At 68.1% G+C, this 14,443-nt stretch carries 14 protein-coding genes and 1 tRNA gene; 9 read left to right on the forward strand and 6 right to left on the reverse strand.

Annotated elements, in window-relative coordinates:
* The first annotated feature begins 54 nt into the window (after window positions 1–54).
* Window positions 55–564 (forward strand): hypothetical protein, encoded by a 510-nt coding sequence (locus tag Dfulv_RS03375; RefSeq protein WP_259861145.1) that lies wholly within the window; start codon window positions 55–57, stop codon window positions 562–564.
* A 22-nt stretch (window positions 565–586) separates the two neighbouring features.
* Here Dfulv_RS03375 and Dfulv_RS03380 read toward each other — a convergent pair whose 3' ends face one another.
* On the reverse strand, window positions 587–1,231 hold the full coding sequence (locus tag Dfulv_RS03380; RefSeq protein WP_259861146.1) for a UdgX family uracil-DNA binding protein: 645 nt from the start codon (window positions 1,229–1,231) through the stop codon (window positions 587–589).
* Window positions 1,232–1,649: 418 nt separating this feature from the next.
* On the opposite strand from Dfulv_RS03380, the gene Dfulv_RS03385 reads away from it, so the two are divergent.
* Window positions 1,650–2,171 carry a hypothetical protein gene (locus Dfulv_RS03385; RefSeq protein WP_259861147.1) on the forward strand — a complete coding sequence of 174 codons (522 nt, stop codon included), beginning with the start codon at window positions 1,650–1,652 and terminating at the stop codon, window positions 2,169–2,171.
* Between the two features lie 30 nt (window positions 2,172–2,201).
* Here the strand turns inward: Dfulv_RS03385 and Dfulv_RS03390 are convergent, their stop codons facing one another.
* Entirely contained in the window at window positions 2,202–2,675 is a 474-nt protein-coding gene (locus tag Dfulv_RS03390; protein WP_259861148.1) for a hypothetical protein, read from the reverse strand.
* A gap of 324 nt (window positions 2,676–2,999) precedes the next feature.
* Here Dfulv_RS03390 and Dfulv_RS03395 point away from each other — a divergent pair, with 324 nt between their 5' ends.
* The 5 genes from Dfulv_RS03395 to Dfulv_RS03415 all read left to right on the forward strand — a co-directional run bounded on the left by Dfulv_RS03395 (window position 3,000) and on the right by Dfulv_RS03415 (window position 8,217).
* On the forward strand, window positions 3,000–3,515 hold the full coding sequence (locus Dfulv_RS03395; RefSeq protein WP_259861149.1) for an HAD domain-containing protein: 516 nt from the start codon (window positions 3,000–3,002) through the stop codon (window positions 3,513–3,515).
* Between the two features lie 402 nt (window positions 3,516–3,917).
* Window positions 3,918–4,691, forward strand: a complete 774-nt coding sequence (locus Dfulv_RS03400; RefSeq protein WP_259861150.1) for a creatininase family protein — start codon at window positions 3,918–3,920, stop codon at window positions 4,689–4,691.
* Window positions 4,642–6,084: a hypothetical protein gene (locus tag Dfulv_RS03405; RefSeq protein ID WP_259861151.1), complete on the forward strand. Its 1,443-nt coding sequence runs from the start codon at window positions 4,642–4,644 to the stop codon at window positions 6,082–6,084. The genes Dfulv_RS03400 and Dfulv_RS03405 overlap by 50 nt, the downstream gene beginning before the upstream one ends.
* 88 nt (window positions 6,085–6,172) lie before the next feature.
* On the forward strand, window positions 6,173–6,715 hold the full coding sequence (locus Dfulv_RS03410; RefSeq protein ID WP_259867350.1) for a TetR/AcrR family transcriptional regulator: 543 nt from the start codon (window positions 6,173–6,175) through the stop codon (window positions 6,713–6,715).
* 11 nt (window positions 6,716–6,726) lie between these two features.
* Window positions 6,727–8,217, forward strand: a complete 1,491-nt coding sequence (locus Dfulv_RS03415) for a purine-cytosine permease family protein (RefSeq protein WP_259861152.1) — start codon at window positions 6,727–6,729, stop codon at window positions 8,215–8,217.
* A 133-nt stretch (window positions 8,218–8,350) separates the two neighbouring features.
* On the opposite strand, the gene Dfulv_RS03420 is transcribed toward Dfulv_RS03415, so the two are convergent.
* From Dfulv_RS03420 to Dfulv_RS03430, 3 genes are all read right to left on the reverse strand, one after another.
* A tRNA-Pro gene (locus Dfulv_RS03420) sits at window positions 8,351–8,424 on the reverse strand.
* 85 nt (window positions 8,425–8,509) lie between these two features.
* A complete protein-coding gene (locus tag Dfulv_RS03425) occupies window positions 8,510–9,676 on the reverse strand; it encodes an alpha/beta hydrolase family protein (RefSeq protein WP_259861153.1) in 1,167 nt (388 codons plus the stop codon).
* Window positions 9,673–10,566 (reverse strand): metallophosphoesterase, encoded by an 894-nt coding sequence (locus Dfulv_RS03430; protein ID WP_259861154.1) that lies wholly within the window; start codon window positions 10,564–10,566, stop codon window positions 9,673–9,675. The genes Dfulv_RS03425 and Dfulv_RS03430 overlap by 4 nt, the downstream gene beginning before the upstream one ends.
* Before the next feature lie 64 nt (window positions 10,567–10,630).
* On the opposite strand from Dfulv_RS03430, the gene Dfulv_RS03435 reads away from it, so the two are divergent.
* Window positions 10,631–11,083 carry a GatB/YqeY domain-containing protein gene (locus tag Dfulv_RS03435; protein ID WP_259861156.1) on the forward strand — a complete coding sequence of 151 codons (453 nt, stop codon included), beginning with the start codon at window positions 10,631–10,633 and terminating at the stop codon, window positions 11,081–11,083.
* 140 nt (window positions 11,084–11,223) lie between these two features.
* Here Dfulv_RS03435 and Dfulv_RS03440 read toward each other — a convergent pair whose 3' ends face one another.
* Window positions 11,224–13,692, reverse strand: coding sequence for a transglycosylase domain-containing protein (locus tag Dfulv_RS03440; protein WP_259867353.1), 2,469 nt, complete (start codon window positions 13,690–13,692; stop codon window positions 11,224–11,226).
* A 433-nt stretch (window positions 13,693–14,125) separates the two neighbouring features.
* On the opposite strand from Dfulv_RS03440, the gene Dfulv_RS03445 reads away from it, so the two are divergent.
* Window positions 14,126–14,437, forward strand: a complete 312-nt coding sequence (locus Dfulv_RS03445) for a WhiB family transcriptional regulator (protein WP_259861157.1) — start codon at window positions 14,126–14,128, stop codon at window positions 14,435–14,437.
* Window positions 14,438–14,443: the final 6 nt, after the last annotated feature.

Below are 14,443 nucleotides of genomic sequence, written 5' to 3' on the forward strand. Positions count from 1 at the left end.
TAATGACTCCTGCATGTTTGGTGGATCGGGCCGGACCCCAGGAAAGGAGCACTGGTGGCAGCTCCGGACCAGGTGAAGGCGTTGCTGAAGAGCACCGCCACCGCGCTGCCCGGCGGCGTCGGGGAGATCAACCTGTCCGCCGCGCTCAAGGCCACGACCCCGGCTGCCGCACAGACCGGCGCCCAGTCGGCTGGCGTCGGCTCGCTGGAGTCGTCACGCGGCAGCGACCATGTGGTGCACGACAACCAGCAGCTGATCGGTGAGTTCGACATCTTCGGCCCCTTCAACGCCGCGGTGTGGGCGCAGCAGACCAAGGCGCTGACCGCCTGGAACGGCGGCGTGTGGATGGACCGCCGGATGGCCGGCGACGGCTGGACCGGCACGTCGTGGGCGTCGAGGACGTGGGCCGCGGCGACGTGGTCGGGTGACAGCTGGGCCGACCAGGCCTGGTACGACGACACCTGGTCCGGCCACTACTGGTCGGCCGGCAAGTGGTCCGGGCACTACTGGAGCGGCCACTACTGGAGCTCCAGCACCTGGTCCGCCAAGCGCTGGGGGAAGTAGCTCCCCGCCCCGGGTCCGGCCGTCAGGCCGGGCCCCGGAGCGCTTTCAGGTCCTCCACCATGCCGGCGAACATCGCCTCGCGGTCGTCGGCGCGCAGCACGGCAGACGGGTGGATGGTGGCGACCAGGACGGCCTCCGGGGCACCGTTGAAGTCCTCGGGCCGGTCCGCGCTGCTCGGCCAGGGCAGCGGCACACCGTGCTGCTTCGTCACCCGGAAACTCGGCCCGAGCAGCGCCTTGGCGGCCGTGGCCCCGAGCGCCACCACCTGGGCCGGCCGGACGACCTCGAACTCCGCGACCAGCCACGGCCGGCAGGCGACGATCTCGCTGCGGTCGGGCGTCTGGTGGAGCCGCCGCTTCCCGGCCGCCGCGGGGCGATGCTTGAAATGCTTGACGGCGTTGGTGAGATACATGGTCGTACGGTCGAGGCCCGCCTCGGCGAACGCCCGGTCGAGCACCTTCCCGGCCGGCCCGACGAACGGCCTGCCCCGCCGGTCCTCGACGTCCCCCGGCTGCTCACCGACCACGAGGATGCGCGCGTCCTCGGGCCCTTCGCCGAAAACCGCCTGGGTGGTGTCCTGGTAGAGCCCGCAGCCGCGGCACCCTTGGACCGCGGTGCGCAGCTCGTCAAGACTCCCGTGATCGGGCACGAACTCCGCTGCCGTCATGCCCGCCCGATACCCGCCGGGTGAGGTCCCATGCAGGCATTACCGGTATCCGGCTGCCGACCTTTTCGCGCATCGATCTTGCGGTTGTGGTGGAGCGTCACAGCTCGGCCAGCGCCAGTCGAGCCCCGGCTGCTCCTTCGGCGAAGTGTCGGGGCTTCGGCGTTGGTCGCTGTCCATTTCTGGTCGTCGTCGCGTTGGCTATGTTCGGTCGGAGGTTGTGACGGCGGTATAGATGGTTGAACGTGCGACTTGGCCGATGGGCCGACGAAGCCCGTGACTGTCACAACTGGCCTGTGGCCGGGCAACGAATTGCGCGAAGGTATGGCGAGGACCCATAGCTTGTGGTCGTGACGCAAGTAGTGTGGGGTCCCGAGGAGATCTATCGAAAACAGACGATCACGTGAACGAGGAGGGGCAGATGAGACGATCGCGCAAGTTTGGGCTTGGCCTCAATGTCGGTGTCCTGGCTGTCGCGGCGGTGGCCATCGGCGTCGTGCCGGTTTCGACGGCTTCTTCCGGCGGGCGTGACGCTGATTTCAAACGCGTCGGCAACGACGGTGTCAAGGAATACCCGAATGGTCTGGTGGGCAGGCCTGCGCCCGACGCCCTAAAGGCGCGTGCAGCTGTCGACGCCAAGGCCGCGGTTGACCGGACGCGGAATTCAGGCTTCGGCCCCGACATGACGCCTGGCACGCCGCAGGTCGAACTGCGGCTGGTCTCCATGCAGCACAAGAGCCAGGACGAGTCGCTGAAGAAGCAGGACTTTACGGATGTCCTTGAGTGGGTTGTCACGTACGAGGGGACACGACCAACGGTCCATGGCCCGTTGTACCTCGATCCGCAGGTCCGGGCGGCCGCGATGAACCTGAAATGCGACGTGGTGTTCTTCGTCGATGCGGTAACCGCCGAGCTGTTGCACGGGGTGTTCCAGGAATGCTGATCGTGTTGGACAGTCGGGTCGGCGGGTGCTTCAGGTGTCGTACTCGCCGTCCCAGGGCTCGTGGAACCCGAGTCTTTGAGGGTGGAGCTCGGCCCATGGACCGCCGTGGCCCTCGTATGGATCGTCGGTGGTTTCGTCAATGAGGCCGAAGACGACGTTGTCGAAGTCGGCCCGGAAGGGCCGGATGGTGATGTCGCAGTAAGTGACCGGCCCGATGTCCGACAGCCAGCCCGACAGCACCTGCTCGGCTCTTTCGACGGCTGCAGGACTCTCGGCCCTGACGCCGGCGAACCATATGTCCGAACCCACGTGATGCCCGCCGTCGTCGAAGCGGTGGAGAACCGCATAGATCCGCTGCTGGTGACGCCAATCGTGCCCCGGGGTGACACCTTCTTGGTATGCGCCGGTGATGTCAGCGAAGAACTGTCCGCCAGCATGCCGACCGATGCGGTCGGTGCGATAGTCGGGCAGGTACTTGATCGGGATGACTTCTGGGAGCCGCACAGCGCGGATCGTAGCCGCCCTGGCGACGGCGTGACTGGGCAGCGTGGCCATGGTGGCCCGCCGCAGCGCTGGGGTTCCGGACGAGTACGTGTGCAGACTCCAAAGACGAGCTTCGACGTGTTCCTGCAGCAGTTCGGTGACGCCTGTTCGTCGGCCTCCGGGTACACCGGAATTCCGCGACGCCGGCCTTGGCGCGGACGAACGGCAGCGCCGTCGCCGCGCGGACGCCGCGGTCGACGGCGGCCGCGATCTCACGTCTCCGTGATGCGCCCACAGCTCGATCCTGTTGAGCGTCACTTCCACGGGTACCGATACGGTTCGGGAATGCAGCCCGGCGGCACGCGACAACCGTTGGTCTTTCTCGATGTCGACGGCGTGCTCCTCCCGTTCCGAGGCCGGTCGGCCCGCCCGGATCGCCCCTGGGTCGAGGCCGACGACGGCTCCGGCAATCCTCTCCTGGATCGGCTCGACCCCGGTGACGGGCGACGTCTCCTCGCTCTATCGGGCGAACTGGTCTGGGCGAGCACGTGGATGGCGGAGGCGAACGAGGTCATCTCGCCACGGCTCGGCCTTCCGGTGCTCCCTTTCGTCGACTGGCCGGACCCCGACGAGCAACCGGAGCGCGGCCTGCACTGGAAGACGGCGTTCCTCACTCGATGGGCGGCAGGACGCCCATTCGTCTGGCTCGATGATGAGACAACCGATGCCGACCGGCGATGGGTCGCCGCACGGCACCCGTGGCCGGCGCTGCTGCATCGCGTCGACCCATACATGGGACTGACCGACGCGGACTTCTCGGCAGTGCGTCAATGGCTCGGGCGGCGCAACGAACCCGCTTGATCGGCCACTCGCTCATGCCGCCGAGGAGTCGCTACGCAGCGTGACGCGATCGTGCCGATGTCACTGCATCCGACCATGGCGCCATGCGACAAGGTGCAGCTCGCCGACCGCGAAGCGGCCTCGCCGGATCGAATCTGCTTAACGCTTGCGTCACATCGGATTAACATCCGTTACACATGCGATGGCTAATTTCGCCGTCAACGCCTCCGACGGAGGTAGTCGCCTAGGGTTCCGCTCGCTGCGAGGCCTGGACCGAGGGGCGAACCGGTTCGCACACCGGACACCTGGGGATAAAAGCCCGGCAGGACTTGGGAGCTCGACCGCTCCGTACTTGTGGAGAGCGCCCATGTGCGTCCTATCACTGACCGTTTCGGCCATCAAGTACCGTGCGGAGCGCGGCGCGTGAAGTGGTCGGAGGCGAATTCTCGGCAGCTAGCCGCCGCGCGCCTACCCGAACGCGTCGGGCTCGTTCCCGTCGGCGCGACGGAGCAGCACGGGCCGCATCTGCCCACAGACACCGATACCCGCATAGCGGTCGCGCTCTGTGACGCCGTCGAGCGCAGGCGTGAGGCCCAGGTGATCGTTCTCCCGCCGATCACCGTTGGCTGCAGCCTCGGGCACGGTACCCGGTTCCCGGGCACGCTGTCGTTGTTCCCGGAGGAACTGACCCGCCTGGTCGTCCGCTACGCCGAATGGGCCGCGGTGAGCGGGCTCACCCGGCTGCTGTACGTGAACGGTCATATGGGGAACACCAACTCCATCGCCGCGGCGACGGACCTGCTGCGGTTCCGCAGGCCGGACATCCAGTCAGGCTGGGTGAATTGGTGGAATGCCGATCCTGACATCGCACGCATCGTCTGCGAGGACGGCGAAGACATTCACGCGAATCGCGCCGAGACGTCGGTGATGCTGCACGTGAGCCCCGACCTCGTCGATGTCGATGCCATGCGGACCGCGGACGACATCGACCGCACGGCGGGGCTTGCCTTCCGCTACACCGCCGAGTCCCTGTCGACCAACGGGGTGACCGGCCGGCCGTCGGCCGCGACGAAAGAGCTCGGTGCCGAGCTGTTCGAGCGGATCGTGGCGGTGGCCGAGGCCCGGGTCGAGTCAGGCCTTCGCGAACGTGCGCCGCTGTCGCGGCCCGCTGCGTCACCAACCCTTTCTTGGATCTAGGAAAGAGCAGAACATGAAGACCGCATACGAAATCGACGCCGCCCATTTTCAGCTGGCCGAGAAGTTCACCGATGCCGGCGTCAAGTACGCGATGGGCGCCTGGATCGACATCCACGGACGCTCCAAGGCGAAAGTCGTTCCCATTGACCTGCTTTCGGACCTGCTCGCGGGGTCGGAGCGCTACACGCCCCGCGGTATCACGGGCCTGGGATCGATGGAGCCGCACGAGGACGAGGCGGTGGCCATTCCGGACGTCAGTACCGCGCGGGTTCTGCCATGGGATCGCCGGTTCGTGTGGATGGCGGCGGACCTGCTGCGCGAGGGGGAAGAGCCCTTCGATCAGTGCCCGCGCAGCATCCTCAAGCAGCAGTTGTCGCGGGCGCGCGAGCTCGGGCTGGACTTCAAGCTCGGTATCGAAACCGAGTTGTTCGTCTTCCGGCCCTCCGACGACCCGCGCAGCTCCTACCTCGCGCCGGTCGCCCGCAGCGGCGGCCTGAAGCCGTGTCCCGCCTACGACGCCGAGGCCACCCTGGACGCGGCCGACTTCCTCGATGATCTCGTCACCGCGATGCAGGAGACCGGATTCGGCGTCTACAGCTTCGACCAGGAGGGCGGCGACGGGCAGTACGAGTTCGACTTCGCGTACGACGGCGCCCTGGAGATGGCGGACAAGATCTCCTTCTTCCGCACGATGGTCCGCCAGATCGCGAAACGTCACGAGCTGGCGGTGACCTTCATGCCCAAGCCCTACACCGAGGCGTGGGGGTCCGGACACCACTACAACATGAGCGTGGTCTCCGCCGACGACGGGCGGAACCTCATGACGGACGACGAGGACCCGAGGGGAATCGGGTGGAGCAGGCTCGCGTATTCCTTCGCCGCGGGGATCATGCGCCACGCCGATGCCCTCGCCGCCGTGGTCACGCCGACGGTCAACTCCTACAAGAGACTGAATCCCCGCCTGGCCGACGGCACGGCGTCGTGGGCCCCGGTCTGGTCCGCCTACGGCGTCCAGAATCGTTCCTGCATGCTCCGGCTGCCCCGCAACCGGCCGGCGATCGAGAACCGGGTGGTGGACTCCGCGGCCAACACCTACCTCGCCGCGGCGTTCCTCCTCGCGGCCGGCCTCGATGGAATCCGCGACAGCCTCGACCCGGGCGACCCGGTCGAGGTGGCCCTGGTGGACTCCCGGGACGCGGGGAAGAGCAACGGCGTACGGCTGCCGCGGAACCTGCTCGAGGCAACGGACGCCTTCGCGGCCAGCGAGCTCGCCGCCACCGTCTTCCCCGCTCGGTTCATCACCGAGTACGTCGACATGAAGTACGCGGAGTGGGAGTCCTTCCACGCCACCGTGACCGACTGGGAACGCGACCGCTACCTCTACAGCCTGTGAGCCGCGGCCGATGAACGGCAACACCTCTGTCGCATCCACGCGCTCAGCCCACCGGCGGGCCGCCGTGGTAAGAGCGGCGGCGAACGTGATGCGCCGCCGCGGCATCGACGCGCTGACCCATCGAGCCGTCGCCGAGGAAGCCGCGCTGCCACCGCAGACCGTGCGGGCGCATCTTCCCACCAGGGAAGACCTGTGGTGCGCGGCGCTGCAGTACACGCTGACCGGCTGGGTGCGGCGAGGCGAGGAATTCATCGATCGCCTGCCGGAGCCGCTCACCCTGGAGCAGGCGGCCCGCGCGATCGTCGAGGTCGCCACGGTACACCCGGCCGAGCACGCCGACACCACGCGAGCGACCATCGCCGGGGTGTACGAGCGATACATCCAGTCCGGGCGGCATCCCGAACTGCGGCCGCTCATCGGCAGGTACAACGTCGAACTCACCGGTCTCGTCGCCCGCGTGCTCGCGCGTCACGGGCGTCACGTCCAGCCCGAGATCGCGCGGGCCGTGCTCGCGGTCGTCGACGGCACCGTGGTCTACCGACTGGCCGAAGGGGAGACCCCCATCCCCGCGGCCATCCGCGCCCTCGAGGTCGCCATCCCGCTCCTGTGCCCCTTCCCGAACGACACCTGAAGGTCCCCGCGATGCCAACTGACAACCAGATCATCGACATGAACCGCGGCCCGCGATCGGAGCTGGTGGAATCCGCATCGATCGAATGGATCCCCCTCGACCTGCGCAAGGGGAACGCGTGGAGCATCACGCCGTTCTTCTTCGTCGCCAACTGGAGCTTCTTCACCATCGCGCTCGGATTCACCGGGCCATCGCTGGGTCTGTCGCTCGGATGGACGCTCGTGGCCGGTGTCGCCGGCATGGTGTTCGGGACCTTCTTCATGGCGTTCCATGCCACGCAGGGCCCACACATGGGGCTCCCGCAGATCATCCAGTCCCGTGCGCAATTCGGCTTCTACGGCGCCTCAACCGCCCTGTTCATGGCCGTCGCCTGTTACATGGGCTTCGGCGTCGTGTACACCGTCCTGACCACCGGGGGCCTGCACAGCCTCTTCGGGTGGTCACCACTGCTCGTCGGCGTGGTCATCAACGTCGGCGCCGCGGCTCTGGCCGTCCTCGGCCACCACGCCCTGCACCAGTTGAGCCGCATCATCTTCTACATCTCGCTCCCGTTGTTCGTGGCCTTCAGCGCGATGATCGTCCTCGGCCACGTAACGGCACCGCACGGCTCCGGCCCGGTCGGGTCCACGGGCTTCACGGCCAGCGCCTTCGTCACGCAGTTCGCCGTCGCGGCGGCGTACAACATCGCGCTCGCCCCCATCGTGTCCGACTACACGCGATACCTGCCCGAAACCACCAGGCCAGGGCTGCTGGTGGCCGCCGTCTACACCGGAACCGGGCTGTCGGCGACCTGGCTGATGGCCATCGGCGCCTGGCTGGCCTCGAAGTTCGGGGCCGACGACGCGCTCACCTCGCTCGCACACGCCGGCGACTCCGTGTTCTCCGGCTTCGGCGTGATCCTCGCCCTGGTGTCCGTGGCGACCCTGGTGGTGTGCCTGGGGTCGTTCTCCTACAGCGTCGCCCTCCAGGTGCTCACCGCGGCCGACATGTTCGGCGTGCGCGGCGGCAAGCGTGGCCGCCTCTGGATCGGCCTGGCCGCCGTCGCGATCTGGTCCGCGATCGCGATCCCGTTCGGCGACAACGTGGTCGGTGTCGCGGGCGGGGCACTGTCGTCGATGCTGTTCCTGCTGGTTCCGTGGACCGCGGTCAACCTCACCGACTACTTCCTGGTCCGAAAGGGCAGCTACTCGATCGCCGACATCCTCGACAAGAACGGGCGGTACGGGCTCTGGTCGGTGCGAGGACTCGTGGCCTACGGTGCGGGATTCGCCTTCATGGTCCCGTTCGCGGTTCTGCCGTACTTCCACGGCCCGATAGCGAACCTGATCAACGGTATCGACGTGTCGTTCCTGGTCGGCCTGGTCGTCGCCGCCGCGACCTACTACCTGTGGCCGGCGCGCCAGCAGCAGCCGCGAAGTGCCCCAGTCGTGCCCGCGGCGACGACGGTATCGGCGAACGGCCCCGGCCACCACGACGACAGGCCAACGCGGGCCGCGGTGTAGTCGCATCCCGCAGTGCCGCCAGCCGGCCGTGACGAACCTGGTTGCCCGCAGGGGTTTACGGGGACGGTTCAAAACGGCATAGAAAAACGTAAACGCCCCGACCAGGTTTCCCCTGGTCGGGGCGTTTGCTCTGTCGGGGTAGCCGGATTTGAACCGACGACCTCTTCGTCCCGAACGAAGCGCGCTACCAAGCTGCGCTATACCCCGAGCGTGCCGAGTAATCGTAGCCCACCCTCGCCGCCCCGCAAACTCGGTATCCCCCGTGGCGGGTGGGACGGGTGGTGACCTGGGATTACAACGACTTCAAAAAGGACCGGAGCGCCGACTCGTAGGCCACCGGGTCGAGGTTCCAGCTGCGGCAGTGACCGGCCTCACGGGTCTCCACCAGGGTCACCAGCGGGGAGGCGGCGGCGAACTCGACCGTCGGCCACGGGGCCACGGTGCGGTCGTCGTGGTCCACATACACCAGTGTCGGCACGTCCAGCTTGCCCGCCACCGACCGGTAGTCCAGGTCCGACGCCCGCACGCCCAAGCGGCGCTGGATGAGCTTCAGCGCCGTCCACGTCCACGGTGGCGGCACGTTGAGCTGCCGTGCGTTCATCTGCAGGGTCGCGGTCCAGTCGACCACCGGGCAGTCGAGCACGACACCGCGCAGGAAGCCCCCGTGGTCCCAGGAGCGCAGCAGGTTGAGGATCGCCGCGCCGCCCATGGACCAGCCGACCAGGATCACGTCGCGGGCGCCCGCCGACCTCGCGTATTCGATCGCGGACATCACGTCGTGCGACTCGGTGTGGCCGAGGTGGAACCGGTGGTCCGACGACGGCGGCGCCTCTGGGTCGTTCCGGTACGTCACGACAAGCGTCGGATGGCCGCTCTCCGCCAGCGTGGGCAGCGCGCGCAGCGCCTCGCCGCGGGGTGCGCCACGACCGTGGACGGCGATGATCCAGGTGTCGTCCGGCCCGATGGTCGGCGGCACCAGCCACGCCGGCAGCGGGCCCAGCTCACCCTGCACGATGACGTCCTCGAACGGCAGGCCGCGCGCCGACATCGGGTCGCCTTCAAAGACGTATCCCGAGGTGTACCCGCGGGCGCCGGCCACCAGCGAACCCCGTGTCACCTCGGCGACCTCTCGCGTCACCGACGCGCGGTCGAGCGTCACGACCGGCCCGAGCCGCGCGTGGCCGTCCGCCCAGACGAACGACAGCGGGATCGACCGGGCGGTGTCCGGCGTGCGGGTCAGCGTGATGCGGTTGTCCGTCACGGCACGGACCCGCACCGGGTAGTACCTGGCCCCGCCGTTGACGTTCAGCACCTGGCCCGCCAGATACCAGCCCGCACCGGCGGTGCCGGTGGGCAGGAGCACCGCCAAGCCGGCAGCGCCCGCGATGCCGGCGTAGGCGGCACGGCGGGGCCAGCGACGCGGGGCAGGGCCGGAGATCGGTGCGGGGGTCGCCGTCATCGTGGGACGAGCGTCAGGATCGAGGCTTCCGGCGGGCAGGAGAACCGCACCGGCGCCGTCGGGTGGGTGCCCAGGCCGGCCGAGACGTGGAGGTACGAGGCCGAGTACGGCCAGCGGTGCAGGCCCTTCGCCATCCGCCGGTCGAGGCCGCAGTTGGTGACCAGCGCGCCGTAGAACGGCACCGCCACCTGGCCGCCGTGCGTGTGGCCGGCGAGCAGCAGGTCGAAGCCGTCGTCGGCCATGCGGTCCAGGATGCGCGGCTCCGGCGAGTGGGTGAGGCCGATGCGCACGTCGACGTCGATCGAGGCGGGCCCGGCGACGGCGTCGTAGTCGTCGCGGCCGATGTGCGGATCGTCGACACCGACCAGCTCGACGGTCCGGCCGCCGGCCTTGATCGTCGTGCGGGCGTTGTTGAGGTCCGCCCAGCCCGAGCCGGTCAGCACGTCGCGCAGTTCCTCCGTGGGGAGTGCGGCGCCCTGCACGTACGGCCGGTTCTTGCTGAAGTAGCCGAAGGGGTTCTTGAACACGGGGCCGCGGTAGTCGTTCGAGCCGAACACGAACGCGCCAGGACGGTCCAGGAGCGGGGTCAATGCCCGTACGACCGCTGGAACCGCATCGACGTGGGCCATGGTGTCACCGGTCACCACGACCAGGTCCGGGTCGGTGCCGGCGAGCTCGGCGATCCAGCGCTGCTTGCGATGCTGCCCAGGGGTGAGGTGAAAATCGCTGAGGTGGAGGATGCGCAGGGGCTCCGCGTCCGCTTCCAGGATCGGCACGTCGAACCGGCGCAGGGTGAACATGTTGCGCTCGACGAGCGAGGCGTAAGCAAGGGCGGCGGCGCCGGCGGCGACGGCACCCGTCGCGAGGCGGAAGACTGTCTTCGAGCGCATTGGATCAGCGTACCGGCCCTTTTGCAACGCAATATGAGCAAGATCGGACGGATAGACTTCGTTCATGTTGAAGGCACGCCTGGAGTCCGACCTGCGCGACGCCATGAAGGCTCGTGACGAGCTGGTGACGTCGACCCTGCGGATGGCCCTCACCGCGGTGCGCAACGCGGAGGTCGCCGGCAAGTCCGCCCGTGAGCTCTCCGACGACGAGGTCCTTTCGGTCCTGACCAAGGAGGCGAAGAAGCGCCGCGAGGCCGCCGACGCGTTTGCCGACGCAGGCCGTGAGGCCCAGGCCGCGAAGGAGCGCGCCGAGGAGGAAGTCCTCGCCGCTTACCTCCCGAAGCAGCTCTCCGAGGAGGATCTCACCGCGATCGTGCGCGACGCTCTGTCCGCCGCCGGCCTGAGCGGCATGTCGAGCATGGGTCCGGCCATGAAGGCCGCACAGGCGGCCGTGGCAGGCCGGGCGGAGGGCGGCCGTGTCGCCGCCGTGGTCCGCGCTCAACTGGCGTCGGGCTGACTCTGGCGAGGGCCCGCTGACCCTTTTTGCGTGATTTGTCGGGCGGTCCTGGACGTGGCACGCGGCACGCGGGCCGAGACACAAAAGACGGCGGGTGGCCTCGTCATAAGGCCGCCCGCCGTCTTCGTGCGGTCAGTGGGTCAGCAGACCCACGGGATCGGGCAGTCGTCGCTCGGGCGTCTGCCGTTCCCGTTTCCATTGCCGTTCCCGTTGCCCTGGTTGCCGGTGTACGGCGGGGCCTGGGCGCCGGGGCCCTTGCTGATGATCAGGGAGACCGGGCCACCCTTGACCGTGGCGCCGCCGGGCTCGGTGCGGGCCACCGTGCCCGCCGGGCACTCCGACGCCACCTGCTGGTTCGAGACCGACACGCTGAAGCCGGCGTTGCGGACCTTGGACCGCGCCTGGTCGACCGAGAGGCATTTGACCGACGGGATGTCCACCAGCTTGCCCTGCGCCTTGTCCTTCGTCGGGGCCGTGAAGCCGACCACCGGCTTGCCGGCCAGACCGTCCCGCAGCACCGCCAGTGCGGCGTAGTTGACCGGCGGGTGCTTCATCTCCTTGTTGGTGTCGGGCCAGTCCGGGTCGGTGAGGAAGCCGGAGACCGCGAGCTGCTTCGTCGTGACGACAAACGTCGCGTTCTTCTCCGAGTCCGTCGTACCGGTCTTGCCGGCGATCGGGCGGCCGACGAAGCGGCGGCCGTAGGCGGCGGTCGAGCCGGCGCACTTGCCGGTGGCGGACTGGTCACCGACCGGGCAGCGGGCCATGTCGATGGCCGCGCGGGCGACCTCGGGGTTGACGGCCTGCTGGCACTTCGGGTCGAGCCCCTCGACCTTCTTGCCGTCGTTGTCGAGCAGTTCGACGATCGGCGTCGGCTCGCAGTAGAGGCCGTCGGCGGCGAGGGTGCCGTAGGCGTTGGCCAGTTGCAGCGGCGTGGTGGCGCTGACGCCGAGCGTGAACGAGCCCCAGCCCTTAGCTCTTTCCGGCTTATTAGCACGGTCGGCGTCTTCCGACGCGTTGAACTGGATGCCGAGCCGCTTGGCCACGTCGACGACCTTGTCGGCGCCGACCTGCTGCTGGAGCGGCACGAAGTATGTGTTGATGGAGCTGCCGAACGCGGTCCACATGTTGTAGGGGCCGGACTGCCCGCCCGCGTTCTTCGGGCAGTAGTACGGGCCGTTGCAGGCGGCGGGGTTGTTCGCGTTGAGGGGGTAGTTCGACCGGAACTGCTTCTCGGTGTTGATGGTCGTCGCGAGCGGGAAACCCGCCTCGAGTGCCGCCACCGCGGTGAATATCTTGAACGTCGAGCCGGCCTGGTAACCCGGGATGTCGGCGTCGCCGGTGATGATCGGGACCGTGGTGTTGGGCCAGTTGCCCTTCTGGCCCTTCTTGCCGGGGTTGGTGTTGTTGCCGTTCTTCGACTGGTCGTTGCTGAACGTGCGGTTCGTCGCGATCGCGGTGACCCGGCCGGTGCCCGGCTCGACGGCGGCGAGCATCAGCGCGTTGGACTGGCCCAGCTTCACCTGCTGGTTGCCGGCCACATCCTTCGGTTGCTGGTTCGCGTACTTGAACGCGGCCGCCTGGGTCTGGACGTCGAGCGCGGAGATGACCGTGTAGCCGCCGGCCCGCAGACGGTTGGCGCGCTGGTACTGGTCCTCGCCGAACATCGGCTGGGCGAGCCACCAGCGGCGCAGGTAGTCGCAGTAGAAGCCGGCGCCGAGCTCGGGACGCTGAACGAATTCGCATCCCTCAGGGGTGCGCTTACCGATGATGGTCAGCTTCGCGGCCACCGCCTCATCGGCCTGCTGCCTGTTGATGTACCCCAGGCTCACCATCTGGTTGAGCACGTACTTCTGCCGGTCCTTCGCGAGTGGCAGGCCCGTGGACGTGGCCGGGTCGTTGGTCGTGGGCGCCTTCACCAGGCCCGCGATGAGCGCGGCCTCGGCCAGTGTCAGATCCTTGGGATCCTTCTCGAAGTAGACGTGCGACGCCGCGAAGATGCCGTATGCGCCGTGACCGTAGGACGCGATGTTGAGGTACCGCTCGAGGATCTCGTCCTTGCTGAGCTTCTTCTCGAGATCGATGGCGTACTTCATCTCGCGGAGCTTGCGCGTGGGCGTCTTGTCGGTCGCGTCGACGACCTCTTGCGGTGTCTTCGCCGAGTAGGAGATGGCCTGGCGCACGTATTGCATCGTGAGCGTCGACGCGCCCTGCTCGGTCTGGCCGCCCGCGTTCTGGTTCACCACGAAGGCACGCGCGACGCCCTTCACGTCGACCCCGCGGTGCTGGTAGAACCGGTTGTCCTCGGCCGCGACGATGGCCTTGCGCATGACGTCGGCGACGTCGCTCAACGGGACGTCGCGGCGGTTCTCGTCGTACATCATCGCCAGCAACGTCTTGCGGTCGGATGCGTAGACGTAAGAGATCTGCGGCGAGGGCAGCACGTCGATGTCAGTGGGAAGGTTGTCGAACGTGTCGGCGCCGGCCTTCGCGGCCAGTCCCGACATCGCGACCGCAGGGAACGCGGCCGCAGCGACCACCAAGCCTGCCAATAGCCCACAGAGCAGCAGAGAGGCCGCATTGGGCAGCAGGCCGTGCTCGCGTTTGCGCATCCAGGTCACCGCCTCAGACTACGTGACGACGTCATGAGGCCGCGTCCTGACGGCGACGGTCCTCGTTGTCCTAGACGCGTGACACCGAGCGTGAGGTTGACCCGTAGCCGAGTCTGATGCACGGATCACTGTCGTGTCGGCATTTTGGGCAAAACGCACCCGGTCGTGACGCGCGGGTAGCACGCTTCGGCCCTTTGGTGGATTACAAGGGGCCGGTTAACCTGGTGCAACAACGTTGCGTAACTGGACGATTACAGAGCATGATGTTCCGGAAAGCTCCTCTCGGGGTTCCCGTGGCCGGGGACCCTGCCGTCGCGCCGGGCAGACCGGCGAACTGCACTCGAAAGCCATGGGGGGACGTGGTTTGGGTGCTTTTCGCTGGGGCAAGCACGGCGGATGGACCCGGGGGGAGTCCAAGGGGGGAAGAGGAAATATGAGCATGGTCGTCGACTGGCCCAGCATCGCCGCGTGCCGCAATGGCGACCCGGACGCACTGTTCGTCCAGGGCGCCGAGCAGAACGTGGCGAAGCGGATCTGCCGCAGTTGCCCTGTGCGGTACGAGTGCCTGGCGGACGCCCTCGACAACCGGATCGAGTTCGGGGTCTGGGGCGGCATGACCGAGCGCGAGCGCCGGGCGTTGCTGCGCCGCCATCCGCAGGTGCCCAGCTGGCGCAAGATGTTCGAAGCGGCCATGGACCGCAACGAGAAGGACAACAGCACCAAAGAGTTGGTTCCGACCGGCTGAGGCGCC

Source organism: Dactylosporangium fulvum, from assembly GCF_025137375.1.
GTDB classification, from domain to species: domain Bacteria; phylum Actinomycetota; class Actinomycetes; order Mycobacteriales; family Micromonosporaceae; genus Dactylosporangium; species Dactylosporangium fulvum.